Annotated in this window: 24 protein-coding genes; 13 read left to right on the forward strand and 11 right to left on the reverse strand. The window is 68.7% G+C overall.

Going from position 1 to position 25,215, the window contains the following annotated elements; genetic code table 11:
* Positions 1-210 precede the first annotated feature (210 nt).
* From OHZ10_RS29010 to OHZ10_RS29040, 7 genes are all read right to left on the reverse strand, one after another.
* The gene (locus tag OHZ10_RS29010; protein ID WP_342705116.1) at positions 211-2,451 is read right to left on the reverse strand and encodes a tetratricopeptide repeat protein; all 2,241 of its coding nucleotides are present in this window, start codon (positions 2,449-2,451) and stop codon (positions 211-213) included.
* Positions 2,448-4,691 (reverse strand): tetratricopeptide repeat protein, encoded by a 2,244-nt coding sequence (locus OHZ10_RS29015; protein WP_174991302.1) that lies wholly within the window; start codon positions 4,689-4,691, stop codon positions 2,448-2,450. The genes OHZ10_RS29010 and OHZ10_RS29015 overlap by 4 nt, the downstream gene beginning before the upstream one ends.
* Before the next feature lie 42 nt (positions 4,692-4,733).
* Positions 4,734-6,956: a tetratricopeptide repeat protein gene (locus tag OHZ10_RS29020; protein ID WP_342705117.1), complete on the reverse strand. Its 2,223-nt coding sequence runs from the start codon at positions 6,954-6,956 to the stop codon at positions 4,734-4,736.
* Positions 6,957-7,144: 188 nt separating this feature from the next.
* A complete protein-coding gene (locus OHZ10_RS29025; protein ID WP_340624794.1) occupies positions 7,145-7,807 on the reverse strand; it encodes a PulJ/GspJ family protein in 663 nt (220 codons plus the stop codon).
* Positions 7,791-8,222: a type II secretion system minor pseudopilin GspI gene (gene gspI / locus OHZ10_RS29030; protein ID WP_174991305.1), complete on the reverse strand. Its 432-nt coding sequence runs from the start codon at positions 8,220-8,222 to the stop codon at positions 7,791-7,793. Before gspI ends, OHZ10_RS29025 begins: the two co-directional genes overlap by 17 nt.
* Positions 8,223-8,539: 317 nt before the next feature.
* Positions 8,540-8,746: a hypothetical protein gene (locus OHZ10_RS29035; RefSeq protein WP_034180396.1), complete on the reverse strand. Its 207-nt coding sequence runs from the start codon at positions 8,744-8,746 to the stop codon at positions 8,540-8,542.
* Between the two features lie 304 nt (positions 8,747-9,050).
* Positions 9,051-9,650, reverse strand: a complete 600-nt coding sequence (locus OHZ10_RS29040; protein ID WP_174991306.1) for an alpha-ketoglutarate-dependent dioxygenase AlkB family protein — start codon at positions 9,648-9,650, stop codon at positions 9,051-9,053.
* A gap of 237 nt (positions 9,651-9,887) precedes the next feature.
* Between OHZ10_RS29040 and OHZ10_RS29045 the strand changes: the two genes are divergently transcribed.
* The gene (locus OHZ10_RS29045; protein ID WP_059240957.1) at positions 9,888-10,475 is read left to right on the forward strand and encodes a malonic semialdehyde reductase; all 588 of its coding nucleotides are present in this window, start codon (positions 9,888-9,890) and stop codon (positions 10,473-10,475) included.
* Positions 10,476-10,496: 21 nt separating this feature from the next.
* On the opposite strand, the gene OHZ10_RS29050 is transcribed toward OHZ10_RS29045, so the two are convergent.
* Positions 10,497-11,642, reverse strand: a complete 1,146-nt coding sequence (locus OHZ10_RS29050) for a metallophosphoesterase (RefSeq protein WP_342705118.1) — start codon at positions 11,640-11,642, stop codon at positions 10,497-10,499.
* 188 nt (positions 11,643-11,830) lie between these two features.
* Here OHZ10_RS29050 and OHZ10_RS29055 point away from each other — a divergent pair, with 188 nt between their 5' ends.
* The 7 genes from OHZ10_RS29055 (at position 11,831) to OHZ10_RS29085 (ending at position 19,030) form a co-directional block, all read left to right on the forward strand.
* Positions 11,831-12,733, forward strand: coding sequence for a LysR substrate-binding domain-containing protein (locus tag OHZ10_RS29055; RefSeq protein ID WP_256086176.1), 903 nt, complete (start codon positions 11,831-11,833; stop codon positions 12,731-12,733).
* 191 nt (positions 12,734-12,924) lie between these two features.
* Entirely contained in the window at positions 12,925-13,104 is a 180-nt protein-coding gene (locus OHZ10_RS29060; RefSeq protein ID WP_155627276.1) for a hypothetical protein, read from the forward strand.
* Positions 13,101-13,394: a hypothetical protein gene (locus OHZ10_RS29065; RefSeq protein ID WP_059240026.1), complete on the forward strand. Its 294-nt coding sequence runs from the start codon at positions 13,101-13,103 to the stop codon at positions 13,392-13,394. Before OHZ10_RS29060 ends, OHZ10_RS29065 begins: the two co-directional genes overlap by 4 nt.
* A complete protein-coding gene (gene mdtN, locus OHZ10_RS29070) occupies positions 13,391-14,440 on the forward strand; it encodes a multidrug transporter subunit MdtN (RefSeq protein ID WP_340624790.1) in 1,050 nt (349 codons plus the stop codon). Before OHZ10_RS29065 ends, mdtN begins: the two co-directional genes overlap by 4 nt.
* Complete coding sequence (locus OHZ10_RS29075; protein WP_342705119.1) at positions 14,421-16,484, forward strand: FUSC family protein; 2,064 nt, start codon at positions 14,421-14,423, stop codon at positions 16,482-16,484. The genes mdtN and OHZ10_RS29075 overlap by 20 nt, the downstream gene beginning before the upstream one ends.
* On the forward strand, positions 16,471-18,015 hold the full coding sequence (locus OHZ10_RS29080; protein WP_342705120.1) for a TolC family protein: 1,545 nt from the start codon (positions 16,471-16,473) through the stop codon (positions 18,013-18,015). The genes OHZ10_RS29075 and OHZ10_RS29080 overlap by 14 nt, the downstream gene beginning before the upstream one ends.
* A 307-nt stretch (positions 18,016-18,322) precedes the next feature.
* A complete protein-coding gene (locus OHZ10_RS29085) occupies positions 18,323-19,030 on the forward strand; it encodes an MgtC/SapB family protein (RefSeq protein ID WP_059240019.1) in 708 nt (235 codons plus the stop codon).
* Positions 19,031-19,073: 43 nt separating this feature from the next.
* Here OHZ10_RS29085 and OHZ10_RS29090 read toward each other — a convergent pair whose 3' ends face one another.
* Positions 19,074-19,793 (reverse strand): autoinducer binding domain-containing protein, encoded by a 720-nt coding sequence (locus OHZ10_RS29090; RefSeq protein WP_059240016.1) that lies wholly within the window; start codon positions 19,791-19,793, stop codon positions 19,074-19,076.
* A 73-nt stretch (positions 19,794-19,866) separates the two neighbouring features.
* Here OHZ10_RS29090 and OHZ10_RS29095 point away from each other — a divergent pair, with 73 nt between their 5' ends.
* From OHZ10_RS29095 to OHZ10_RS29110, 4 genes are all read left to right on the forward strand, one after another.
* Positions 19,867-20,310, forward strand: coding sequence for a DUF4902 domain-containing protein (locus tag OHZ10_RS29095; protein ID WP_059240014.1), 444 nt, complete (start codon positions 19,867-19,869; stop codon positions 20,308-20,310).
* A 210-nt stretch (positions 20,311-20,520) separates the two neighbouring features.
* Entirely contained in the window at positions 20,521-21,129 is a 609-nt protein-coding gene (locus OHZ10_RS29100; protein WP_059240012.1) for an acyl-homoserine-lactone synthase, read from the forward strand.
* Positions 21,130-21,180: 51 nt separating this feature from the next.
* Positions 21,181-21,945, forward strand: a complete 765-nt coding sequence (locus tag OHZ10_RS29105) for a hypothetical protein (RefSeq protein WP_174991312.1) — start codon at positions 21,181-21,183, stop codon at positions 21,943-21,945.
* Between the two features lie 261 nt (positions 21,946-22,206).
* Positions 22,207-22,593 (forward strand): VOC family protein, encoded by a 387-nt coding sequence (locus tag OHZ10_RS29110; RefSeq protein ID WP_059240007.1) that lies wholly within the window; start codon positions 22,207-22,209, stop codon positions 22,591-22,593.
* 21 nt (positions 22,594-22,614) lie between these two features.
* On the opposite strand, the gene OHZ10_RS29115 is transcribed toward OHZ10_RS29110, so the two are convergent.
* Positions 22,615-23,184, reverse strand: a complete 570-nt coding sequence (locus OHZ10_RS29115) for a GNAT family N-acetyltransferase (RefSeq protein ID WP_342705121.1) — start codon at positions 23,182-23,184, stop codon at positions 22,615-22,617.
* 701 nt (positions 23,185-23,885) lie between these two features.
* On the opposite strand from OHZ10_RS29115, the gene OHZ10_RS29120 reads away from it, so the two are divergent.
* Positions 23,886-24,371 carry a hypothetical protein gene (locus tag OHZ10_RS29120; protein ID WP_342705122.1) on the forward strand — a complete coding sequence of 162 codons (486 nt, stop codon included), beginning with the start codon at positions 23,886-23,888 and terminating at the stop codon, positions 24,369-24,371.
* Between the two features lie 21 nt (positions 24,372-24,392).
* Here the strand turns inward: OHZ10_RS29120 and OHZ10_RS29125 are convergent, their stop codons facing one another.
* Positions 24,393-25,049 carry an SOS response-associated peptidase gene (locus OHZ10_RS29125; RefSeq protein ID WP_342705123.1) on the reverse strand — a complete coding sequence of 219 codons (657 nt, stop codon included), beginning with the start codon at positions 25,047-25,049 and terminating at the stop codon, positions 24,393-24,395.
* Between the last annotated feature and the right edge of the window lie 166 nt (positions 25,050-25,215).

Genomic DNA, 25,215 nt, shown 5'->3' on the forward strand with positions numbered 1-25,215 from the left:
CTTCACCCCGAATCCTATGAAATTGCGCTGGACGACGATCGCGCCGAAAGCGGCGTCGATCCGTTGCCATGTCTGGTCGTTGCGCCCGGGCCTGAACCCGGGCACTGAATCACAAGAACATACGAAGCCGCGATGGCAGCGGCGTGGCGGGTGCTACGGACCATTCCGGCCGCGCATGAAAGGTCCGTAGCTTTTGTCACAGTCGGCCGGTCACGCGGTGTCGCCATGCGCGCGGATGCGGGCCGCAAGCGCGTCCGCCACGCGTTCGACCAGCGCCGGCCAGTCGCCGGGCCGCCCCTGCCGGAACAGCGTCGCGGCCGGATACCACGGGCTGTCGTCGCGCGCGAGCAGCCAGCGCCAGTCCGGCACGCGCGGCAACAGCACCCACACCGGGCGCCCGAGCGCGCCGGCCAGATGCACGACCGACGTATCGACGGCGATCACGAGATCCAGCGCGTCGACGAGTGAGGCCGTTTCCGCGAAATCCGTCAGCTCCGCCTCGAACGACAGCACGCCGCTTGCCGCGAATGCATCGGCATCGCGCGCGCGGACGCCCACCTGCAGGCTCACGAACGTCGCGTCGAGTTCGACCAGCGGCGCGAGCGCGGCGAACGTCATCGACCGGTTTTCGTCGTTGGCATGATTCGGGTTGCCCGACCATGCGAGCCCCACGCGCAGCCGTCGCGACGGCGCGCGCGCATCGAGCCGGTCGGTCCACGCGGCACGCCGCAGCGGGTCGGCATGCAGGTACGGCACGTCGGCCGGCACCGTATCGAGCGTCGTCCGGAATGCGAACGGCAGGCTCATCATCGGGCAATGGAGATCGAACGCCGGCGCAGGCTGGCCGTCGGCGACGACACGGCTCACGCCACGCAAGGCGCCGAGCAGGCCGGCCAGCGCGGCCGGTGCGTCGATCAGCACGGTCGCACCGCGATCGTGCGCCAGACTCGCGTAGCGGCAGAACTGCAGCGTGTCGCCGAAACCCTGCTCCGCGTGCAGCAGCAGCGTACGCCCCGCGAGCGGTTCGTCGCCGGTCCATTGCGGACGGTCGGCATGGCGCCGGTGCAGCATCACGTCGGCGGCATCCCAGCGCGATTCGTGCTGCCGCCAGCCCGCGGCGTAGTCGCCCATCGCCAGGCGGCAGAACGCTTCGGACCGGCGGGCGATACCGTGATTCGGGTCACGCACCGTGGCCAGCGCGAAATCGGCGAGCGCGGCGGCGTAGTCGCCGAGCTGCTGGCGTGCGACTGCGCGCGTATAGATCTCCTGCGCAGTCCGTCCCGGCGCACCGGCCGCGGCGGCGTAACTCGCCAGCGCATCGTCGTACCGGCCGAGCAGCTGCAACGCGATCGCGCGATTGCACAGCACTTCCGCGTGCGGGCCGTGCGCGTCGAGCGCACGATCGTAATGCGCGAGCGCTTCGTCGCACGCGCCCAATGCGCGCAGCGCGCCCGCCCGATTGCGCAGCGCGTCGAAATCCGCCGGTACGCGCGAAAGGGCTTCGCCATATGCGTGCGCGGCTTCCTCATGCCGCCGCAGCCCGAGCAATGCATTGCCGCGGCCGATCCACGCGCCCACGTTGTCGCGGTCGCGCGCCAGCAGCCGGTCGCAGCGCTTCAACAACTCGTCGCGCAAATGCAGCAGGTCGAGCGCCACGCAACTCACGAACAGCAACTGCACGTCGTCCCGCAATCGCGCCAGCGCTTCGTCGAGGCACGCGAGCGCTTCGGCCGGCCGCCCCAGTTCGATCAGCGTATAGCCGCACGCATAGACGAGATCGGGGGTCTTGCCGCGCACCACCATCGCGAGCTGAAAGCAATGCAGCGCCTCGTCGCCTCGACCGAGCGCGCGCAGCGCATGGCCGCGCTCGGCGAGCGCAGCCGGATCGTCCGGATCGATCCGCAATGCGCGCTCGATGCTGATCAACGCATCGGCGGGCCGGCCGAGCGCGCGCAAGGCTTCGCCGCGCCGTACCCACGACACCGCGCGGCCCGGCTCGCGCGTCAGCGCGAGATCGTAGGCGCCCACGGCTTCGCCGTGCCGGCCGAGCGCATGCAGGGCATCACCGCGCGCCGCGTGCGCCGGCGCATGGCCGGGATCGCGCGCGAGTGCCTGTGCCGCGGCGTTGAGCGCCTCGCGATGCCTGCCCGCACCGGTCAGCGCCGCCGCATGATTCACGAAATTCCACGGCTGATTCAGCCCGAACCGCATCGATCGCGCGATCAGCGGCTCCGCGCGCGCGGGTTCCCCGAGCTGAAGATGCACGAACCCGAGCAGGTGCAGCGCCTCGACGTGATCCGGCATCATCGCCAGCACCCCGGCGTAGAGTTTTCCCGCTCCGGCGAAATCGCGCTGTTCGAGCCGCGCGCGCGCATGGCGCAGCGCATCGTCGATCGCGGCCCGCAGCGGCGCGGCACCCGCGCCGAACGCCGGTGCCTGCGCCGTGCTCATCGCGACGCCCCCGCCACCAGCGCCGGCAGCGCATCGCGCATCCGCTCGACGACTGGCGCCCATTGGCCGCCCTCCGGCTGGCGAAACAGTCGCGCGCCCGGATACCACGGGCTGTCGTCGCGATCGAGCAGCCAGCGGAAATCGGGCGTGTGCGGCAGCATCACCGCGAGCGGCCGGCCGAGCGCGCCGGCCAGGTGCGCGACCGACGTATCGACGCTGATCACCGCGTCCAGCGCCTCGACCAGCGCGGCCGTTTCCGCGAAGTCCGTCAGTTCGTCGCCGACGAAGCGGATCGCGCTCGCGTCGAGCGCCGCCCGATCCTCGTCGCGGATCACCTTCTGCAGGCTGATCCATTCGTAGCGATCGTCGAGCAGCGGCGCCAGGTCCGCGAGCGTGATCGAGCGGTTGCGGTCGTTCACGTGCAGCGGGTTGCCGGACCACACGAGTCCGATCCGCGGCCGGCCGGCGACGCCCAGACGCTCACGCCAGTGCGCGACACGCGCGGGGTCGGCCCGCAGGTACGGCGACCCCGCCGGAATCGACGCCAGACCGGTGCGGAATTCGAGCGGCAGGCTCAGCAGCGGGCAATGCAGGTCGAACGGCGGCAGCGGATCGCCGCGCGCGACGAGCACGTCGACGCCGTCGAGCGTCGCGAACAGCGCCTTCAGCTCGACCGGCGCCTCGACCACGACGCGCGCACCGAGCGCCTTCACGAGCGGCACATAGCGGCAGAACTGCAGCGTGTCGCCGAGCCCCTGCTCCGGATACAGCAGGATCGTCCGGCCGTCGAGCGGCATCCCGTGCGTCCAGCGCGGCTGCGCGAAATCGCGCCGGCTGCCGTCGAGCTGGCTGTCGCGCCAGCGCCATTCGTACTCGGCCCAGCCGGCGTCGAAATCGCCGATCGACAGGCACAGGAACGCACGCATGCAGTGTGCGTGCGCAAAATCCGGATCGATGTCGATCGCGTCCGCATACGCGCGCAGCGCGTCCTCGTGCCGCCGCAATGCGCGCAACGCGTTGCCGCGGTGGAAATGCGCGAGCTTGTCGCCCGGCGTCGCCGTAATCACGCGCGTGAAATCGTCGAGCGCGTCGTCGTAGCGATGCGTTTCGAGCCGGACCCGCGCCCGTGTGAACGACGCGGGCGCATAGTGCGGATCGATCGCCAGCGCGCGATCGCACAGGTCGTGCGCGTCGTCGTGACGGTCGACCCGCATCAGCGCGCTCGCGTAGTTGCACAGCACGCCCGTGCTGCGCGGCTCCACGTCGAGCGCGCGTGCATAGCTGTCGACCGCGTCCGCATAACGGCCCAGATGGCTCGCCGCATTGCCGCGATTGGCGAGCGCGCGCGCATGGCGCGGATCGATCGCGATCGCACGGTCGCAGCGCATCAGCGCCTCGTCGTGCCGGCCGAGCTGTTCGAGCGCGATCGAGCTGTTGAAGATCGCGTCGACGAACGCGGGGCTCGCCGCGATCGCCGCATTGAAATCCGCCAGCGCGTGGTCGGGGTCGTGCAGATCGAGATACGCGACGCCGCGCAGGAACAGCGCTTCGGCGCTGCCCGGCCGCAGCGCGAGCGCGTGACCGTAGCTGTCCGCCGCGTCGCGAAAGCGGCCGAGTTCGCGTAATGCCAGCCCGCGCCCGCGCATCGCGTCGAACGTGCGGCCCGCGAGCGCGATCGCACGGTCGCAGTCGGCGAGCGCATCGTCGAAGCGGCCGAGCGCGCGCAGCATGTCGCTGCGCTTCACATGGCCGTCGGCGAAACCGGGCGTCAGTTCGAGCAGCCGATCGTAGACCGCACGCGCTTCGTCATAACGCGCGAGCTGCGCGAGCAGCCCGGCCCGCTGGAACAGCACGCGCTGATGCACGGGATTGATCGCGAGTGCCTCGTCGAGCCGCGCAAGCGCATCGTGCTCGCGCCCGAGCCCGGCCAGCACCGCCGAGTAGTTCGCGAGCGCGAGCGGCACCGGCTGGCGTTCCACCGAGCGCCGCATCAGCGGCTCGGCATCGTCGAGCCGCCCCTGCTGGAAGCGCACCGCGCCGAGCAGGTGCAGCGCCTCCGGATGCTCGGGATCGAGCGCCAGCAGTTCGGCGTAGGCGTTCTCCGCATGCTGCAGCGCGCCCTCGTGATGCGCCTTGCGCGCTCGCACGAGCAGCCGTTCGAGCTGCGCGGTATCGGGTAGACGGCGCTCCGGCGCGACCGGCGCGCCCGCCAAGGTCGTCCCTTCCCCGTTCGGTGTCATCGTGTGGCCCCCACTGATCGCTGTTCGTATTGCGTGTCGTGTCTAACGTGTCATCGATTCGAGCGCGGCACGCACCGCGTCGATCGCATCCGCCCAGTTGCCGGGCGCGGACTGGCGAAACAGCCGCGCGGACGGATACCACGGGCTGTCGCCGCGCGTCCGCATCCAGCGCCAGGCCGGCGGGTCCGGCAGCAGCACCCAGACGCGCGCGCCCAGCGCGCCGGCCAGATGCGCGACCGCGGAATCGGCCGCGATCACGAGATCCAGCGCACCGATCAGCGCACCCAGATCCGCGAAGTCGCCGAGTTCGTCGTCGACGCGGCATACCGGCGCGTCGGCCAGCAGCGCTGCGTCGCGTTCGTTCATGGACGTTTGCAGGCTGATCCAGTCGACGTCGAGATCGAACAGCGGCGCGAGCCGCGCGAAATCGATCGACCGGCCGGCGTCGTGCCGGCGTGCCGGCTCGCCCGCCCACGCGAGCCCGACGCGCAACCTGCGTCGTGCGCCGAGCAGCGTGTCCCACTGGCGCGTGCGCTGCGGGTCCGCATGCAGACAGGCGGCGGTGCCCGGAATGGCGCCGGCTTCGGAGTGGAATGCATGCGGCAGGCTCGGCAGCGGCACCTGGCAGTCGAACGCGGGCAGCGGCTCGCCGCGCGCGATCACGTGGGCCGCGCCGTCGAGCGACGCCATCAGCGTGCGCAACGACGGCGGCACCTCGAGCACCACGCGTGCGCCGCGTGCCGCGACGAGCGGCACGTAGCGGCAGAACTGCAGCGTGTCGTCGACACCCGGCTCCGCATGGATCAGGATCGTCTTGCCGTCGAGCGGCTCGTCGCCGCGCCACACCGGTTGCGTGAACGGCCGTGCATGCCGTGCGAACGGCGCATCGCGCAGCCGCCATTCGTACGCGCGCCAGCCGTGCGCGAAGTCGCCTTCCATCAGGAGCAGCGATGCGCGCGCGCAATGTGCGCCGGCGAAATCGGGTTGCAGCGCAATGGCGCGATCGTACGCGGCGAGCGCGTCGTCCACCTGCCCCAGGTCGGCCAGCAGGTTGCCGCGGGCCAGCCAGTGCGTCGCCACGTCGGCGCGCAGCGCCAGCGCGCGATCGAGCGACGCGAGCGCGTCGTCGTAGCGGTGCAGATCGCGCAGCACGTTGCCGCGGTGCGTCCACGCTTCGGCGAAATCCGCGTCGAGCGCGAGCGCCGCATCGTAGCTGGCGAGCGCCGCGTCGAAGCGCTGCAGGTCGCGCAGCGCCGTGCCGCGATTGCATAGCGTGTCGGCCGAACGCGCCTCGAGCGCCAGCGCCCGCTCATAGCTGGCGAGCGCGTCGTCGTGACGCTCGAGCTGCAGCAACGCGTTGCCGCGGCCCGCGAGTGCGCGCACGTGATCCGGATCGCGCGCCAGCACGCGTTCGCAACGCTCGAGCGCCTCGTCCGCGCGGCCGAGCCGTTCAAGCACGGCCGCACTGTCGCAAAGCGCGTCGAGTCGCGCGGGATCGGCTGCGATCGCCTCGTTGAACGCGGCAAGCGCTTCGTTGAGGCGATCGAGTTCGGCAAGGGTACGGCCGCGCTCGGCCATGATCGCGGCGATGCCCGGCCGGATCGCCTGCGCGCGATCGAAACAGTGCAGCGCATCGGCCGTGCGCCGCATCTCGCGCAGCACGAGGCCGCGGTTGAACCACGCTTCGAACGAGTGCGGATCGACCATCAACGCGCGGTCGTAGGTGTCGAGCGCGTCGTCGAGGCGGCCGAGCGCGCGCAGCGCCCCGCCGCGATTGCACAACGCGTCGAGCACGAGCGGCGACACCGCCAGCGCGCGGTCGAAGGATACGAGCGCATCATCGTAACGGCGCAGGCCGATCAGCGTGTTGCCGCGGCGCACGAGCGTCTGCACGTCGTCGGGCGCCGCTTGCAGCGCGGTCGCGAAATGCCCGAGCGCCTCGTCGATGCGGCCGCGCTCGCCGACGATCGCGCCGAGGTCCGACAGCGCGCGCACGTCCGGCGCGACCGCGATCGACTGGCGCAGCAGCGCTTCGGCATGGTCGGCCGCGCCGCACTGGAACTGCAGCACGCCGTACAGGTGCAGCGCCTGCGGATGATCGGGCGCCTTCGCGAGCACCGCGAGATAGTCGCGCGCCGCGTCGTCGAACTGTCCGGCGCTGTGCCGGTGTTGTGCGCGGCTCAGGATCGCCGCCGCTTGCCATTGCCCGGGCGCGTCGTGACCCGACGCGCCCGCCTGTGCATCATGCCGGTGCTCGACCGTCACGTTCGCCCCCTTCCCGTTTGCCGATGCCGCCGCTGACCCGGTCGATGGAACCGGTCGCGGCGGTCATGCTCGTGACGAGACTAACGGACGGCCAATAACAGACGTATGACGAAAGTTACGGACCATTTTGCCCGGGGGACGGAACGGCTTTCCCCGCGGGGCCGCGTACGCCGGGCGGCATCGCGCATTCATTGGCCGATCGGGATCGTCCGGACGTACTCGACCGCCGGCGCACCCATCGTGACCGCGAAGCGGATGCCGCGCGGCACCGGCACCCCGATCGACGTCGAATTGCTGATGCCGTGCTGCGCGAGAAACTGCGCATAGGCCTGTTCGACGACGGTCTGGCTCGTCGTCCAGCCGCCGGGCGGAATCCACACGGAAAGCTGCATCGTCCGCGCATCGTTGCTGACCACCACACGCGCAAACGCATCCATGTGCTGCAGCGCGTCCTCGACGTCGGCCAGCGACGCGAGCGGCTGCGACGCGCTGCGCACGAGCGCGCGCCCCTTCAGCTGATAGCGCACGACCTGCATCTGTGCCGGTCCGCCGCCGACCCCGAGATGGCGCACCATCACGAGTTCGTTCGGCCGGATGCGCAGCGGCGGCCCGAACACTTCGTCGGGCGTCACGAGGTTCGTCAGGTCGAATTGCAACTGGGAGAAGTAGCGGCCGAGCAGACGCGTTTGCGCCAGATTCGACGCGATATCGTCGCGGCCGCGGATCGTCGCGTCGAGGCCGCGCCACGACAGCAGCGCGATCACGGCGAGCAGCGCGATCGCGACCAGCATCTCGATCAGCGTGAAGCCGCGCGCACGCGCGGCCGCACGCGGTTCAGCGGCGCGCTTCATTCTGGATCACCGTGACGACTTCGGCGAGCACGTTGCGGCTCGACGCGGACGGATAGACGCTCACCGTCACGCGCCGCACGAGCGGGCTCGGCAGCGCGGCCACCGACTGGCGGCACACGAACCGGTAGCGCCCCTGCGGGCACGCGAACGTGTTCGTGCCGACGGACGGCCAGGTCGATGCGATGCGGATCTCGCCGAGCGCGTTGTCGGCACTCCATAACGCGAGCAGGCGCATGCGCGCCATGTCGGTATCCGACGCGAGCGCGCCGATCGCACGCATCACGGCGCCCAGCGCGACGGCCACGATGGCCAGCGCGATCAGCACCTCGATCAGCGTGAATCCCCGTTCCGGCACCCGCACCGGTCGCAATCCGCCGCGCGCATGGCGGCGGTAGTCGGTTCTGTCGTCGCACATGACCTGCATCATTCTTGTCGATGGGTCGGCGTCCGGCGCTCGAACCGCGGCGCAGGCCACGTCGCCGGCGCGACGGACGCCGTGCACGGACGTTAAGCGCGACGTATGGCACGCACGTGTCGAATGGTACGGACCATTTGGCACGGCAAGCGCCGGCGCACGGGCGCGCCGGCGCACGGGCGCGCCGGCGCACCGCACGCGGCGGCGCGCATCGCGACGGGCGGATGACACGAAAACGGAAAACGATCGGGAAGGCACCGTCCGGCACCGGACGGCAGGGGTGAAGACGATCCTCGGGCGGGATCGCCGCGACGGCGTCAGGCCGTCACGGCGGCGTCATATTCGGCGCGGGCGAGCTGCCCGGCGGCGTATGCCTCGGCTTCGCCGCGAAAGCCTTCGCGGCTGAACGCCACGACTTTCACGCCGACGCCGGTCGCCCGCTTCACCGTCAGCGCCCATTGCCATCCGCCGTCTTGCTCGAAGACGTGCAGCGAGGGTTCGAAGGAAGGGTCGAGTACGGTCACGCGTTTTGCTCCTGCCCCCTTGCGTGCCGCATCGGCAACGCTCAGGGCATGTCGAAAGGATCGCGCCGGTGTGCCGACGCGTTTCTGCCATTCGACAGTCTAGTCAATTATTGTTGCGACGCACCATCAGAGGTTTCACTCATCTATCGGAACCGGGCGGTCGATGAAATTTACCTGAAACCCATACGGGACGGGCCTCCGGGCCATGCCGGGCGGCACGGAATCGCATTCGTGCGGCAACGTGCCGCACACACGGGCGATTGCTTGCATCGACCTTTCGTGGATCACGAAAACAGGGAGCGATCTATCCGGCCGCCGCCATCACGCGCCGGAAGGTCAGGTTGACCCGCTCGCCCTGCACGCCCGGCGCCTTCGGCACGCGGTGCTGCCATTCCGCCTGCGTGCGGCCGCGCATCACGAGCAGGCTGCCATGCACGAGGCGGTACGCGTGCGTGACGCCGGTCGCGCGATGGCGCAGATCGAACACGCGCATCGCGCCGAGGCTCACCGACGCGATCACCGGCGCCTCGCCGAGTTCCGGCTCGTTGTCCGCGTGCCAGCCCAGACTGTCCAGCCCGTTGCGGTAGCGATTGAGCAGCACGCTGTTGAAGCGCGCGCCGCACGTCGCCTCGACCGCGCGCTTCAGGTCGAGCACGGCCGGCGTCCACGGCGCGGGCACGTTGCGGATCCCCGAATACACGTACACCGCGTCCGGCTCGCCCTGCCACGCAGTGAGTCTCGGCAACGGAATGCGCCCGCGCGGCGTGCGGATCGTGTCCTGCCGCCAGGCGACTTCGCCGATCAGCGCGGCGAGCGCGCGATCGGCGTCGGGCGGCGCGAGCCAGTCCGGGTACCAGTCCACGTCGGGCGCAGGCGTATCGGCGAAGAGATCGGGCGTCGACATGTCGGAAGGAGCGGGCGATGAACGGAGCGAACGATGCATGTCTGCATACTAGCCAACGGCGCCGCGCGCCGCCATGCGCTGTCATTCGCCGATGAAAGGAAACCGCCGCGCACCGCGATGCGCAGGCGCGCATCACGCTATCATCGCGGCGTGTCGCGGCATGCCCCGCCGAGGGGCGCCGCATTCTTCCGCCACGCGGGCCGGCGCAACCCGGCCGCTTTCTTCCCGGATCCCATCATGACGACGCTCTCCGATTCCGCCCTCGATCAACTGTTCCTCACCGCGCGCACGCACAACGCATGGCAGGACAAGCCCGTCGACGACGCGCTGCTGCACCGGCTGATCGACCTGACGAAATTCGGCCCGACGTCGGCCAACTCGAGCCCCGCGCGCTTCGTGTTCGTCAAGTCGCCCGAAGCGAAGGCGCGCCTGAAGCCCGCGCTGTCCGAAGGCAACCTCGCGAAGACGATGGCCGCGCCCGTCACCGTGATCGTCGGGATGGATTACGCGTTCTACGAACACCTGCCGCGCCTGTTCCCGCACGCTGACGCACGCAGCTGGTTCGCCGGCAACGAAGCGCTGATCCAGGCCACCACGTTCCGCAACGCGTCGCTGCAAGGCGCGTACCTGATCCTGGCCGCGCGCGCGCTCGGCCTCGACGCGGGCCCGATGTCGGGCTTCGACGGCGCGAAGGTCGATGCCGAATTCTTCGCGGGCACCGCGATCAAGAGCAACTTCCTCGTGAATCTCGGCTATGGCGATCCGGCCGGCCTGTTCCCGCGCAGCCCGCGCTTCGATTTCGACGATATCGCGCGCATCGAGTAACGGCGGCCTCCGGGCCGCGGGCTAGCCGCGCGTCAGCCGGATCAGCGTGATCTCGGACGGCACGCCAAAGCGGTTCGGCGGCCCCCAGTAGCCGGTGCCGCGGCTCGTATAGAGCCACATGTCGCCGAAGCGGTTCAGCCCGCCGATCACCGGCTGCTGCAAGCGCACGAACGGCGGCCAGGGCAGGAACTGGCCGCCGTGCGTATGCCCCGACAACTGCACGGTAAAGCCCGCGCGGTTCGCCGCCTCGGCGCTGCGCGGCTGGTGCGCGAGCAGGATCTTCGTGCCGACGTCGCGCGGCGCGCCCGCCAGCGCCTGCGCGGGGTCGCTGCGATGCGCGGGATCGAACCCGCCGGCCGTGAAATCGGTCACGCCCGCGAGCACCGCGCGGGCGCCGTCATGCTCGATCAGCACGTGCTCGTTCAGCAGCACCGTCAGCCCGATGCGGCGGAATTCGTCGATCCACGCATGTGCGCCCGCGTAGTACTCGTGGTTGCCCGTCACGAGGAAACTGCCGTGCCGCGACCGCATCCGGCCAAGCGGCGCCGTGTGGTCGCGCAGGCGCTTGACCGAACCGTCCACCACGTCGCCCGTCACGACCACCAGGTCGGCGTCGAGCGCATTGACCGCGCGCACGATCCGTTCGATATACGGCCGCTTGATCGTCGGCCCGACGTGGATGTCGGACAGTTGCACGATCGTCAGCCCGTCGAGCGCGGCCGGCAGCCCCGCCACCGGAATCGACACGCGCTTGACCGCCGCCGTGCGGCGCGCGCCGGCGAACCCGATCGCGGTGACGAGCACCGCGGCCGCCAGCACGCCGAGCGCCGTGTCGGGCGCCGCGCCGCTCCAAGCGCCGTCGTGCCCGAGATGCCGCCACGCGACCACGCCGAGCAGCACGAATTCGCGCAGGAACGTCAGCACCAGCAGCGACGAAAAGAACCCCATCACGAGCGCCCCGGCCCAGCCGACCAGCGTCGCGGCCCAGCCTTCGTCGAAGCGCCGTGAAAACATGCCGACCGGAATCAGCACGACGAAACTCGCCAGCACGAGCGCCGCGATCGTGCGCGCGACCGGCGACGCGAACGCGTCGGGAATGATCCGCATCCCGACATACAGATGGAACAGCACGCCGATTGCAATGAACCGGACAAAGAAACTTCGCATGGAACGCTCACCTTCGTTGCGATACCGCTTCCGCGACACGCGTCGCGCGGGGCCGTGATGCCCCGTGCCGCGCGTCGCGCCATACGCACGATGGTACACAGATCCCGGCCGCGACGACCGGTCGCGCCCGCCGGTGGAGCGTCGCGCGGCTTCGCGCGATAATCCGCCATCCTCCCGCCGCCACGCCCATGCGCTTCGATCTCGTCGACCTCAAACTGTTCACGCACATCGCGGAGGCGCGCAGCCTCACGCGCGGCGCCGAACGCGCGCACCTGTCGGTGCCGGCCGCCAGCATGCGCATCAAGAACCTCGAGGAACAGGTCGGCGTGAAACTGTTGAGCCGCACGAGCCAGGGCGTCACGCTGACCGCGCCGGGCGAAACGCTGCTCGCGCATGCACGCCGCGTGCTGCGTCAGCTCGAACAGTTGACCGGCGACCTGCAGGAATACGCGTCGGGCGTGAAAGGTCACGTCCGCGTCTACGCGAACACCACGGCGATGAGCGAGTTCCTGCCGGGCGTGCTGCGCCGCTATCTCGTCGATCATCCCGACGTGACGATCGACATGCAGGAGCGGCTGAGCCCGGACATCGTGCGCGCGGTGCAGGAAGGCGCGGTCGACATCGGCATCGTCGCCGGCGACGTGCGCACCGACGGCCTGCAGGCGATGCCGTACCGGCGCGACCGCCTCGTGCTCGCGACCGCGCCCGGGCACCCGCTCGCCGGTCTGGCGTCGACGCCGTTCGTCGCGGCGCTCGACCACGACTTCATCGGCCTGCCCGAGGCCAGCGCGCTCCACACCTTCCTGAAGCGCGCGGCCGCCGACGTGCAGCGCACGCTGCGCTGGCGCATCCAGGTCAGCAACTTCGAAACGGCCTGCCGGATGATCGAGGCGAACGTCGGCGTCGGCGTGCTGCCCGAAGGCACCGCGCGCCGCCATGCGAAGACGATGGCGCTGTGCGTCGTCGCGCTCGAGGACGGCTGGGCCGAGCGCCAGCTGCAGATCTGCGTCGCGGATCTCGATGCGCTGCCGCGCTTCGCACGCGATCTGGTCGACCTGCTGGTCGCGGACGCGCACGGTCAGTCGAACTGACGGATTCATCCAGGTTCGACGCGCAATCGGCGGCTTCCGCGCCGATTCCATCGCACCGGAACGGCAAATTCCGCCCCCCTTCTTTCATCTGACGATCCTTTACAGTCCGTTAGCAACCCTACGCGAGCGGGCGCTGGCAGAATCGCGGCGATCAGGCGGCATCTGCCGAACTCGCGGACGGACGAAGCGGCATGATCGCCGGCGCCGCACGGGCGGCCGCAGCCCGCGCCGCCCCTGCGCACCGGATGGCTGGCGATCCGCATCGCGCTGATTTATTATCGGCTCCGTATCCCGGAATCGTCGTCGCGGCGACGATCCGCATTGCGCCGCGCCCGGCATCCACCCCCAACGTCGAGCTCGTCACACCATGAGAAAAACAACGCCGCGCGCGCCCCTGCGCGTCGCCGCCGTCCTGGCGCCCGCCCTGCCGCTCGCAGGCTGCGCATCGCGCGGCGCACCGTCGTACGTGCTGTTCGGCGCGTACTTCCCGCTCTGGCTCGTCAGCGCGATCGTCGGCGTCATCGGCGCGATCGTCGCGCACCGCGTGTTCGTCGCGACCGGCTGGGCTTCCACCGTGCCTTACCAGCTCGCCGTCTGCACCGCGATCGGGCTCGTGGTCGCCGTGATCGTCTGGCTCACCGGCACGGGGCCGTTCGCATGAAGGCCGCCGGACTCCCCCGCCCCTCCGCGAAAGGCCGCGCGATCGCGCTCGCAATCGTCGCGCTCGGCATCGCCGCGCTCGTGTACGCGTACTGCCGCACGACCGCCTATCCGTCCACCGACGACGCGTCGATCGACGCGGACGTCGTGCATGTCGCCTCGCCGGTCGGAGGCCGCATCGTGCAGCTCGCGGTGCACGAGAACCAGCGCGTCGCGAAAGGCGACCTGCTGTACGAAATCGATCCCGTGCCGTACCGGCTGACGGTCGCGCAGGCACAGGCCGACGTCGAACTCGCGCGCGCGTCGCTCGACACGCGCCGCCGGTCGCTGATCGGCGAACGTTCGAACGCGGCGGTCGCCGCCGAGCAGGTCAAGCGCGCGACGCAGAACGCCGATCTCGCGACACGCGACGTGAACCGGCTCGCGCCGCTCGCCGCGCAGGGTTACGTCAGCGCGCAGCAGTTCGACCAGGCGAAGGTCCGCCAGCGCGACGCGTCCGTCTCGCTCGCGCAAGCGCAGGAGCAGCAGCGCGCGTCCGCGCAGACGATCGGTGACGAAGCCGATGCGATCGCGACACTGCATGCGCGCGAAGCCGCGCTCGCCCGCGCACAGCATGCGCTCGACGACACGGTCGTGCGCGCGCCGCACGACGGGCTCGTGACGGGGCTGAGCGTGCTCCCCGGCGAAACCCTTGCGCCGAACCAGTCGATCTTCACGCTGATCGACGCGCGCGAATGGTTCGCCGTCGGCAATTTCCGCGAGACGTCGCTGAGCCGCATCGCGGTCGGCGATTGCGCGACCGTCTATTCGATGATCGACCGCAGCCGCCCGCTGACGGGCAAGGTGGTCGGCATCGGCGCGGGCATCGCGGACAGCGCGCGCATCAACCTGCCGCGCACGCTGCCGATCGTGCAGAACTCGGTGAACTGGGTGCACGTCGCGCAGCGCTTCCCGGTGCGCGTGAAGCTCGACGAACCCGACGCGAAGCTCGTGCGTGTCGGCGCCAGCGCGATCGTCGAGGTCCGGCATGGCACTGCCTGCCGCTGACGTTCGCGCACCGGGCCCGCGCGAAGTCCTGCGGCTGCTCGCGCCGTTTCCGGGGCGCATGGCGATCGCCGTGCGCGTCGCGCTGATCTGCGCGCTGACCGCGCTCGTGACGGCCGCGTACGGCACGCCCGAAGCCGCGCTGTCCGCGTACGTCGTGTTCTTCATGATCCGTGCCGACCGCGTGACGAGCGTCGTGCTCGCGGCCGCGCTGCTGCTGATCGTCACGATCGTGATCGGGCTCGTGCTCGGCATCGCGATCTTCAGCATCGACTATTCGATCCTGCGGGTCGCGTGCATGGCGGTGCTGTCGGTCGCCCTGCTGTACCTGACGTCCGCCAGCAAGCTGCGCCCCGTGGGCGCGATCCTCGCGATGATCGTCGGCTTCGGGCTCGACCAGCTCGGCCTCGCACCGTTCGGCGAAGCCGCGACCCGCGCGCTGCTCTATATCTGGCTGACGATCGCGATCCCCGTCGGCGTGGCGATCGTCGTCAACCTGCTGATCGCGCCGTCGCCGCGCAAGCTCGCGCACGCGCAGCTCGCGAAACGGCTGCGGCTCGCCGCGCGACGACTGCGCGGCGACGACGACGCGCGTGCCGCGTTCGACGCGAGCCTGCGCGAGGGCGACAAGCAGTTGCTCACCTGGCTCAAGCTGTCGAAGCTCGAAGGCTCGTCGGCCGCCGCCGACGTCGTGGCGCTGCGGCAGGCCATCGCCTCGAGCACCGCGCTGATGGTCGGCGTCGCGCTGGCCGATCGCGAACCGGACGCACGGCTGCCCGATGCGTTCGCCACGCCGATCGCCGCGACGCTCGACGACATGGCCGCCATTCTCGAACGCGGCGGCTATCCAGTCGACGTGACGCTCGCGCTACCGCCCGCCGACGCGCTGCCGCCGCTCGCACGCATCGCCGCAACCGATCTCCAGGCCGCGATCACCCGTTTCGCGGAACCGGACGCGACGGCCGATGCAGCGCCTGGCGCGCCTGTGGCCGCGCCCGCCGCGCCCGCCGCACCCGCCGCGCCGCCGGCACCGGCACCGCGAGGCGGCTTCTTCCTGCCGGACGCGCGCACCAATCCCGACCATATCCGCTATGCGCTGAAAACGACCGCCGCAGCGATCTTCTGCTACCTGCTGTACTCGCAGCTCGACTGGTCGGGCATCCATACCTGCGTCGTCACCTGCTACATCGTGTCGCTCGGCTCGACGGCCGAGACGGTCGAGAAGCTCACGCTGCGGATCTTCGGCTGCATGGCCGGCGCGCTGCTCGGCACCGCCGCGCTCGTATTCGTCGTGCCGGCGCTGTCGTCGGTCGGCCACCTGATGGCGCTGGTGTTCGTCGGCGCGTGGCTGTCCGCGTGGATCGCATTCGGCTCGCCGCGCATCGCGTATGCGGGCTTCCAGATCGCGTTCGCGTTTTTCCTGTGCGTGATCCAGGGCGCCGGCCCCGGCTTCGACCTGACGATCGCGCGCGACCGCACGATCGGCATCCTGCTCGGCAACGTCGTCGTGTATCTCGTGTTCACGCGCATCTGGCCCGTCAGCATCGGCAAGCAGATCGACGTGGCGTTTGCCGCGCTGCTCGATCAATGGCGGCGCATCGCGCAGATCGCGCAGCCGGCCGAGCGACGCACGCTCGCGGCCGAAGCGTTCGCACGCCACGGCGCAATCGCGCAGGAACTCGGCCTGGTCCACTACGAACCGTCGTGGGTGCGGCCGGCCGCGACGTGGCTCGCCACCCGGCGGCGCGCGCTCGCCGAACTCGGCGCGATCGAAGGCCCGCTGTTCCTGCTCGCCGAACGCCAACCCGGCGACGCAGCGATCGGCGCGCAACTCGCGCGCGTGACCGAGCCGCGCGACGACGAAGCCGCGCGCTCGCCGAACCCGGCACCCTCGTCCCCGCCGCCCTCGTCCCCGCCGCCGGCCGCCGCCCCCACCGACCCCGCACGCGACGCGCTGCTGAACCTGATCGACACGCGGCTCGCGCATATCGCCGACGCCGCCCGTCAAGCCACACCGAAGGAGCCTGCCCCCCATGCGTCGACCTGAACCGCCGGCCGCCTCGATCGCCGTAGCCGCCCTCGCGACCGCCGTCGCGCTGGCCGGTTGCGCGACGTCGTCGATCGATCTGGCGCCGGAGGCATCCGATCGCCCGTGGCAGCCGCAAACGTCGGCCGCGGGCGACATCGTGCCGGGCCCGCCGCGGGCGTCCGCGCAACGCGCGCACGACTACACGCTGCCCGCGTCGCCGGCGCTCGCATCGGTCGCGCCGCCGGCCGAGCTCGATGCCGCGCATCCGTACACGCTGGCCGAGCTGATCGACCTCGCCGAATCGTCGAACCCGCTGACCCGCATCGCGTGGAACGATGCACGCAACGCGGCGCTCGCGGTCGGCCTGGCCAAGTCCGCCTACCTGCCGCGCCTGTCGGCAACGGCGATGGGCGCGTACCAGACGAGCCACGGCTCGACGTCGACGATCCTCGGCGATTCGTCGAGCAACACCACCGTGCACGGCACGATCTCGGCGCTGTCGCTGCAATGGCTGCTGTTCGATTTCGGCGGCCGCGCGGCGCGTGTCGAAGCGGCCGAACAGGCGTCGATCGCATCGAACGTCGCATTCACGGCGGTGCACCAGCAGGTGATCCACGACGTGACGGTTTCGTACTACCGCTACGAAGCCGCCCGCTCGCGCGCTGTCAGCGCGCAGCAGGGTCTCGCGAACGCGGATGCGATCCTCGCGGCTTCCCGCGCGCGGCTCAAGCACGGCGTCGGCACGGTCGTCGAGCTCGCGCAGGCGACGCAGAACCGCGCGCAGGCAAACCTCGCGCTCGTGCAGGCGAACGGCGCGGAAAGCGACAGCTACCTCGCGCTCGTCTCCGCGCTCGGCATCTCGCCGCTGTCGAAGCCGACGATCGCCGCGCTGCCGAAGCGGCCGCTGCCGCCCGCGCTCGGTTCGTCGGTCGATGCGATCGTGTCGGACGCGATCGCGCGCCGCCCCGACCTGCAGGGCGCGTTCGCGCTCGAGAAGGCCAATCGCGCGAAGATCAAGGCGGCGGAAGCCGCGTTCATGCCGAAGATCTTCCTGTCCGCGTCGACCTCCTACGCAAGCGGCGGCACGGCCATCTCCGCGCTGCCCGCGATCGGCGACCAGGCGCCGACCGTCAACCTGAACGGCAGCCGCTACGGCGGTGGCGTGTTCCTCGGCGTGACGATTCCGCTGTACGACGGCGGTCTGCGCTCGGCCGTGCTGATGCAGGCGCGCAACGATGCGCAAAGCGCGTCCGCGCGCCTCACGCGAACCAAGGAGGAAGCCGTGCGCCAGGTCGTCGCCGCGCAGAACGCGGTACAGACGAGCCTCGCGTCGCACGATGCCGCGAGGGCCCTCGTCGATGCCGCGCAGACGAGCTACGACGCGGCGCTCACCGCGTACCGGAACGGCGTGGGCTCGGTCACCGATGCGACGATCGCGCAGAGTCAGTTGCTCGCCGCCCGGAACGCGGAGGTCGACAGCTATGCCGGCGCGCTGTCGGCCGCCGCCGCGCTCGCGCTTGCGACGGGGACGATCGGCCCGGCGCAATAGCGCAGCCGCCGCAAGGCGGTTGACGCAGGCGCGCGCCGCCCACTAGAATGCCGCCCATTCTTCCTTCAGGAACCATCGTGGACAGTTGCAGCACTCCGTTGCGTGCGCCGCTTGCCGCCTGAACGCCTGTCCGACGCAGTTCTCCTGCCCCGGCTCGCGTTCCGCGAGCCGCACGCCTACCCGTTTCACACTGAATGACGCATTCGCGCGGTAAAGTACCGCGCGATGACGGCTATCGCCGCGTCGCCCCCGGCCTTGCGCCGCGGCGACGCAGGCCGGCATGCGCTTCTTGCACGGCAGGACAACCATGACTTTCGATTTCGCACTTCGTCTTTTCACCGCGTTCGCCTGCGGCGTCGCCATCGGCCTCGAGCGCCAGATGCGCCAGCGCACGGCCGGCCTGCGCACCATCACGCTCGTGGCGAGCGGCGCATGCCTGTTCGTCACGCTCGGCGTGCTGACCGGCAACGGCGTCGCGGGTGTCACGCAGATCGCCGCGTACGTCGTGTCGGGCGTCGGTTTTCTCGGCGGCGGCGTGATCATGCGCGACAAGGGCTCGATCCAGGGCATCAACACGGCCGCGACGCTGTGGTGCTCGGCCGCCGTCGGCGTGCTGGCCGGCTCCGGCCATTACGTGCCTGCGCTCGCCGGCACGGGCGTCGTGCTGCTCACCAATACCGTGCTGCGCGGCGTCAGCCAGACGATCAACGCGACGCCCGTATCGAACGCCGATCTCGTGCGCGAATACCAGATCACGGTGATCTGCCTCGCCGCCGACGAAGTGCATATCCGCACGCTGCTGTCGAACTCGATGTATGCGAAGCCGCTGTCGTTCCAGAGCCTGACGAGCGAGGACGTGCCCGACCAGCCGGACCGGCTGAAGGTGACCGCGACGCTGAAACTGCATCCGAAGGATCAGCAGAAGCTCGAGCAGATCGCGAGCCGGATGAGCATGGAGAAAAGCATTTCCAGCGTGAGCTGGACCGCGAAGGAAGCGGAGCCGATGATGGAATGAGCTGGCGGGGCGGCTACCGCATCCGGCACCGCCGTCGCGTGCGTCAGGGTGCTTCGATGAGCCCCGCAGAGATCGACTTGACGACCGCCTGGACCTTGTTGGTCGCGCCGAGCTTCTCGAGGATGTTGTTCACGTGGAAGTTGACCGTCCGTTCCGAGATGCTGAGGATCTGGCCGATTTCGCACGCGGTCTTGCCTTCGGCCGTCCAGCACAGCACCTCGCGCTCGCGCGCGGTCAGCGTGACGCCCGCCGCGGGCGACAGCTTCGGCACCATGAAGCGGCTCATCAGCGAATGCGACAGGTTCGCGAGCCAGTTCGTCTGCAGCGTCAGCATGTTGATCTCGGCCGGCGTCAGCCGGTCGGCATGGCGTGCGATGCTCAGCAGACCGAACGCCCCGCGGGCCGCCCAGCTCGACTGCGCGACGCCCACCGACAGTCCGAAATCGCGCGCGTCCTGCCACAGCGGGCACGGGTCGATCCGGTCGACGTCCGGCCAGACGATCATGTTGGTGCTGAGTGCGCCGTCGCGAACCGTCGAATCGATCTCGATGTAGTTCTGCGCCTGGTAGTGCGCCATCCAGCCATCCGGATAGGTATTGAAGATGGCGACCGCCGGCTTCGAAACGGGCAGCGGTACGCGAATGCCGTAACAGCAGTATTCGAATCCCAGCCGCTTGGAATAGGCGGCGATCCGCTGGAAGAGTTGCTGCTCGTCTTCAGCGGCGCTGAATTGTTGGTAGGCATCCTGCCAGCGCAGTTCCATTCGTTCTCCGACAACGTCACGCTGTCATACTTGTCAGGTTCCAGCACCCTATCGAGGCTGATACATTCCGCGCATGACTTCACCTTTGCTGCACCCAGTCCCCGGCCCGTCTCCGGACGGCTACGTGCGCTTGTCAGAAGGCGCACTGGCCGTGCTTGTGCTTGACCATGTCGCAAGCGGCCTCGATGCATCGCTGCTTGCCGAACTGCGCGACAACGCGATCGACGCACGCCTCGCCGGCTATACCGAATGGCATCGCACGGCCAGTGCCGGCGTCGCTTACGTGACGGTCGGCTGGGACTGGTACCTCGAACGCGCGACGGGCACGTTCGTGATTGCAGGCGGCGACGTCCGCAGCAACGTGATGGCCGTCGACGCCAAGGGTGCCGACATCGGCATGTTCCGCACGGCCGCCGCGCTCGCGGCACGGCTAACCGGCATCGACTGGCCCGCCGCGGTCGCGTCTGCCCTGCTCGGTCGCAACGACACCTATCATGCCGGTCCGACGCTCCAGTGACAACCGGCCGCGCAATCTTCCGATCATTTCGCAAGACTGGCGCTCTTTATAAGCAAAAGCAGCCTGGTTTTCAATCCCGCCGGTCAAGAAACCGTTACCACGCCGCAAATGGCGTGTTTGTCCGCCCGAACCTGTAAGAGTTACTAGTTACAGCCCCCTCGTCCTGCGCGATGTAATGCACGCATACAAAAGTACAGATCCGAGGACACCATGCGGACCTTCGTTCACGAGGAAGGGCGGTTGCCACACGAACTTGCTGCGGATCTAGGGCGCTATCGGCGCCGTGTGTTCATCGAACAGCTCGGCTGGGCGCTCCCGTCGGCGAACGAAAGTTTCGAGCGCGACCAGTTCGATCGCGACGATACCGTCTACGTGTTCGCGAGGAACGCGGTCGGCGACATGTGCGGATGTGCGCGCCTGCTGCCGACGACGCGCCCGTATCTGCTGAAGTCGCTGTTCGCCGACCTGATCGCCGCAGACATGCCGCTGCCGCAATCGGCCGCCGTCTGGGAGTTGTCCCGGTTCGCGGCGACCGACGACGAAGGCGGGCCGGGCAACGCCGAGTGGGCCGTGCGCCCGATGCTCGCGGCCGTCGTCGAATGCGCGGCGCAGCTCGGCGCGCGGCAGCTGATCGGCGTGACGTTCGCGAGCATGGAGCGGCTGTTCCGCCGGATCGGTATTCACGCGCACCGCGCAGGCCCGCCGAAACAGGTGGACGGTCGTCTGGTGGTCGCGTGTTGGATCGACATCGATCCGCAAACGTTTGCTGCGCTAGGAATCGAGCCGGGGCAGGCCGCCCGGCAAGCTATCGCCGCCTGAGCCGGAACGCGCGTTTCGGTCCGGGCGGCATCGTAACGAAGGAGAACCAACGTGGACCAGTCTCAGGTCTTTCGCGCGATGATGCCCGGGTTGACGAGCGCCAGCGGCGCCCGCATCGCGGTCGCCTATCCGTCGTTTCCCAGGCCGCTGCCGCTCGTCCGGCTCGACCGCCGCGGGCTCGTGTTTCGTGCCGCCGGCGCCGCGCCGCTCGTCTGCGGGCTGCCGCGCCCGGCAACGCTGCTGGTCGCGGACGAGCCGCTCTGCTCGCTGCGCCTCGTGATCCGCGGCGTCGCCCCGGCCGGCGACGGCCGGCACGACCTGACGATGCAGCCGTCCGGCGCCGCCGGCGACGAATTGCTGTGGCATGCATTGCGCGATCGCGAGCCGTACCGGCACATTCAGCATCCGCTCGCCCCGGTCGACCTGCCCGCCGCCGCCGACGGCGAACCGCATGCGGCGGTTGGCGACGCCGGATCGCGCCCGTCGCGCAGCGCGGCTTTCCGCCTGCCCTGCCATAGCGACGCGCTGTTCTTCGCGGACTGGCTCGAATATCACTTCGACGAGCTGCGCGCGCTGTCGCAACAGCACGGGCCGCAACTGCAGCTCAATCAGCTCGAACGACAGGTTGACGACGACGAGGTCGGTGTGCGCTTCGTCTACGACATCGACGGACACGCGACGCGCCACGCGCTGACCGACTGCGCGCGCGAGGCCTGTGCATGGATCGAGACGGAGATGCGCAGCAAGTACGCGCTGCCCGTCGCGCAGGAACGGTTCGGCGCGTTTGCCGCGCACGCGCGGCCCGGCGGTATGTGAATGAGGCAACGACCGCCAGTTGCATGAATACAACGAGGGCTTGCAAACGTCCGGGTTTTCCCTTAAATTTACGTCTGTCTCCTCCATGTCTCCAAACATGGATTCAGCCCGCTCAAGCAGCGGGCTTTTTTATTGCCTGCGCGGATTGCGGGGACACATCACTCTTCGCCTTCGCTACCCGGCGAGCTTGCATTCCGACACGCCATCATCCGGACCGACCGGATATCATCGGCGGGTCTGCCACGCTCCCCCGAGGCCATCTTGCACGCCCATCTGCGCATTGCCCGCCCGGTCGGCAACCTCGCCCGCACCGAACGCATGTATCGCGACGCCCTCGACCTGTCGGTCCTGGCGCGCTTCGAAGACCACGACGGCTTTTCCGGCGTGATGCTCGGACGCGAAGGCCTCGACTATCACTTCGAGTTCACGCACTGCCCCGACCATCCGATCGCGCCGTCGCCGACGCCCGAGGACCTGATCGTCTTCTATCTGCCCGATCGCCCGGAATGGGAAGCCGCATGCGAGCGCGCCACCGCGCACGGCTTCATGCCCGTGACGTCGTTCAATCCGTTTTGGGAAATCTCCGGCCAGACCTTCGAGGATGCCGACGGCTACCGGATCGTGTTGCAGAACGGTACGTGGCGTTGACGGGCGGATGCGCGTGAACCGCTACGCGCCGGCGTTCCCGCCGGGGCGTGCGACATAGACGACGTGCCGTCGCAGCGCATGCCCGTCCGGTAACGCGGGATGGTCGAAATCGCGTGCCGGCTGGCGCAGCATGCCGAGCCGCTGCATCACTCGTTGCGATCGCAGGTTGGTGTCGGCCGTCCACGCGAAGATCTCGCCGAGCCCGATCCGGCCGAACCCGTCGGCCATTGCGGCGGCCGCCGCCTCGGCAACGTAGCCATGCCCCCACGCGTGGCGTGCCTGCCGCCACATGATTTCGACGCACGGCGCCATCGGATGCGTTGCGCGTGCTTCGCGCGACAGGCCGCACAGGCCGATCAGCGTTGCGTCGGCGCGGCGCTCGACCGCCCAAACACCGAAACCGTGTGCGTCGAAATGCGCGTCGAAGCGCGCGAGCACGTCACGCGCCTCGTCGGCCGGCATCGGGCCGCGCGCAAGCCACGCAGTCACGTCCGGATCCGCATGCATTGCCGACAGCGCTTGCGCGTCCGCCGGTCGCCAGCGACGCAGCGTCAGGCGCTCGGTTTCGATCTTCGATGGCGTGGTCGTCATGGGAATGTGGAACGGACTCGCGGCGAATGAATCGCAGATGACGTCACGAACCCGGAACTGGTACGAGCGAAGGGGAAATCGCGATCGTCGCTTCTACCCGCGACGATCGGACGAACAGAGGATGGGAAATGGGCGCGAGTGCGCCCGCTCCCGTTACTCGTTTTCCTCGAAGTAATGAACAGCCCTTTCTTGACAAGGTGCAAACCTCAAAGCTACGCCAAAAGTCACGCTTCGCTACGAGGGGATGATCTCGATGACCGCACGCCGTCGGACACCAACACGCATCGTAGCATCAAGGGAACGAGAATTTCGAACGGTTGAAATTCGAGCCACAGGCCCCATAATTCGGTAAGACATGAAAGTCTCTCGACTGTGGGATACTTTGAGCAATTTCATCTTGGCCACGGGCAGTCTGTTATAGTCTCGGCCACATTTGGTTTCCTCTTCAATGACATGGCAAAGCAGATCTTTTTCGTAACGGCACTCACAAAGGCTGAGGACGTGAAGGCGAAGCTCGAAGCGGCCATCCCAGAGGCGGAACTGCGTTTCCAGCTTACCCCTGATAGATGGATGGTCTACGCCGAGGGCCCAGCAGGCAAGCTTGCAGATCAATTTGGTATTCGGGGAGATCCGTTCGTTGGGAACGGATTAGTTCTCGCATTGGGAAGCTACGCTGGTCGAGCACCTAGTGCGCTGTGGGAATGGATCAAAGCTCGCACAGAATAATTATGTCGCCAAGACAACAACGGCGTTTCGAAAGTGGATCCTCCGATGCGGTGTCTGCCGCAGGATCCGTATCGACCGCAGATTCCGGCGGCGCCACCGAATCAGATTTCGCCCATTTTGTATGGGACAAGCTGAACGCCGTCGACGGTCGCTTGGCCGATTTGTCTGAGAAGCATGGGCGAATCGACGCTCGCGTAGACACCTCTCAGCAAGCGCTTCTCGCCAGACTTGATGCTCTCGAACGAGCCATCGATTTGAAGCTTGACGGCGCAGAACGAGCTATTGGATTGAGAATCGACGCGACCAAAGCAGCCACGGAAAAGCTGGAAGGCAAAGTGTCGAAGCTCGAGTCTACCGTGCGCATGGCAACCGCCGTTGTTGTCGTCATAGCGGCTCTGTTCAGTGGCGGCCTGGCCATCTATAAGGTCCTCGAGAGCCACATCTCCGTCAAAGTGCAGTGACACTTGACTAGTGTTTCGCCATCACTGTGCAGATCGATCGGTCTGCACAGCCTCGAAACACATATCCGATGCAGGATAGAGTTGCAGCATCGCGCGCGCCGCGTCTACGTTCGTCGTGTGCAGCCATTCGTCATAGTCGGCCGGTCGCAGGATCACGACTGAGCGCTTTTCGTCGCCCGGCTTGTGCATGTGCTTCATGACCGGATGCTCAGCGGCGTTCACGGTCAGCATCGCCATCGCGAGCGTTTCCACTCCGTCCTGGCCCCGCCATGCGCGCCAGATCCCGGCCACGCAGTACGGCTGCCAATCGCCGACGCCGATCCGGTAGCGCACGTGCTTACCGGTCTCCCAGTTCGGTTCGTAGATCCACGCGGCAGGGATCAGGCAGCGCTGCCCTGCTCGCCACGCCGCCCGATAGGCCGGCTTCTCGGCGACGGTTTCGGATCGCGCGTTGACGGTCATGAAGTGCTTTCCGGCCGGCTGGAACGCCTTCGGCATCACTCCAAAGTTCGCGATCACCGCCTCGGCGCCGTCTCCGGACGCCCGCACAATGGGTGCCAGGTAGTCCGGGTAAATCTCTGGCTTCCACGGGAAGCGTCGGTACAGGTCGCTGAACGGCTCGATCCGCAGTTCGCGGAGCTCGTAGTCCTCGTGTGGCGCGCGGTAGTTCGTGCACATCGACCGTCCCCTATTTTCATTCTGACGGGACCATCTTACTCCGCGATACACTGTATATTTATACAGTGTTATTGTGCATCATGCTCCCTAAGCTCCCCTCGTATATCGGGCTGCACGTTCGTACGGTGACGCGCACATGCTGGACTTGCGAGCATTGGGCTGGCAC

Origin of the sequence: Burkholderia arboris (assembly GCF_038723655.1) — a bacterium.
GTDB classification, from domain to species: Bacteria; Pseudomonadota; Gammaproteobacteria; order Burkholderiales; family Burkholderiaceae; genus Burkholderia; species Burkholderia arboris.

Coding starts and splice junctions, on each gene's coding strand:
- OHZ10_RS29015 (WP_174991302.1), bottom strand. CDS start 4,691: ATGACACCGAACGGGGAAGGGACGACCTTGGCGGGCGCGCCGGTCGCG.
- OHZ10_RS29055 (WP_256086176.1), top strand. CDS start 11,831: ATGCGCTTCGATCTCGTCGACCTCAAACTGTTCACGCACATCGCGGAG.
- OHZ10_RS29025 (WP_340624794.1), bottom strand. CDS start 7,807: ATGAAGCGCGCCGCTGAACCGCGTGCGGCCGCGCGTGCGCGCGGCTTC.
- OHZ10_RS29085 (WP_059240019.1), top strand. CDS start 18,323: ATGACTTTCGATTTCGCACTTCGTCTTTTCACCGCGTTCGCCTGCGGC.
- OHZ10_RS29065 (WP_059240026.1), top strand. CDS start 13,101: ATGAGAAAAACAACGCCGCGCGCGCCCCTGCGCGTCGCCGCCGTCCTG.
- OHZ10_RS29075 (WP_342705119.1), top strand. CDS start 14,421: ATGGCACTGCCTGCCGCTGACGTTCGCGCACCGGGCCCGCGCGAAGTC.
- gspI (WP_174991305.1), bottom strand. CDS start 8,222: ATGTGCGACGACAGAACCGACTACCGCCGCCATGCGCGCGGCGGATTG.
- OHZ10_RS29080 (WP_342705120.1), top strand. CDS start 16,471: ATGCGTCGACCTGAACCGCCGGCCGCCTCGATCGCCGTAGCCGCCCTC.
- OHZ10_RS29060 (WP_155627276.1), top strand. CDS start 12,925: ATGATCGCCGGCGCCGCACGGGCGGCCGCAGCCCGCGCCGCCCCTGCG.
- OHZ10_RS29125 (WP_342705123.1), bottom strand. CDS start 25,049: ATGTGCACGAACTACCGCGCGCCACACGAGGACTACGAGCTCCGCGAA.
- OHZ10_RS29050 (WP_342705118.1), bottom strand. CDS start 11,642: ATGCGAAGTTTCTTTGTCCGGTTCATTGCAATCGGCGTGCTGTTCCAT.
- OHZ10_RS29090 (WP_059240016.1), bottom strand. CDS start 19,793: ATGGAACTGCGCTGGCAGGATGCCTACCAACAATTCAGCGCCGCTGAA.
- OHZ10_RS29120 (WP_342705122.1), top strand. CDS start 23,886: ATGGATCAAAGCTCGCACAGAATAATTATGTCGCCAAGACAACAACGG.
- OHZ10_RS29095 (WP_059240014.1), top strand. CDS start 19,867: ATGACTTCACCTTTGCTGCACCCAGTCCCCGGCCCGTCTCCGGACGGC.
- OHZ10_RS29045 (WP_059240957.1), top strand. CDS start 9,888: ATGACGACGCTCTCCGATTCCGCCCTCGATCAACTGTTCCTCACCGCG.
- OHZ10_RS29115 (WP_342705121.1), bottom strand. CDS start 23,184: ATGACGACCACGCCATCGAAGATCGAAACCGAGCGCCTGACGCTGCGT.
- OHZ10_RS29010 (WP_342705116.1), bottom strand. CDS start 2,451: ATGAGCACGGCGCAGGCACCGGCGTTCGGCGCGGGTGCCGCGCCGCTG.
- OHZ10_RS29040 (WP_174991306.1), bottom strand. CDS start 9,650: ATGTCGACGCCCGATCTCTTCGCCGATACGCCTGCGCCCGACGTGGAC.
- mdtN (WP_340624790.1), top strand. CDS start 13,391: ATGAAGGCCGCCGGACTCCCCCGCCCCTCCGCGAAAGGCCGCGCGATC.
- OHZ10_RS29100 (WP_059240012.1), top strand. CDS start 20,521: ATGCGGACCTTCGTTCACGAGGAAGGGCGGTTGCCACACGAACTTGCT.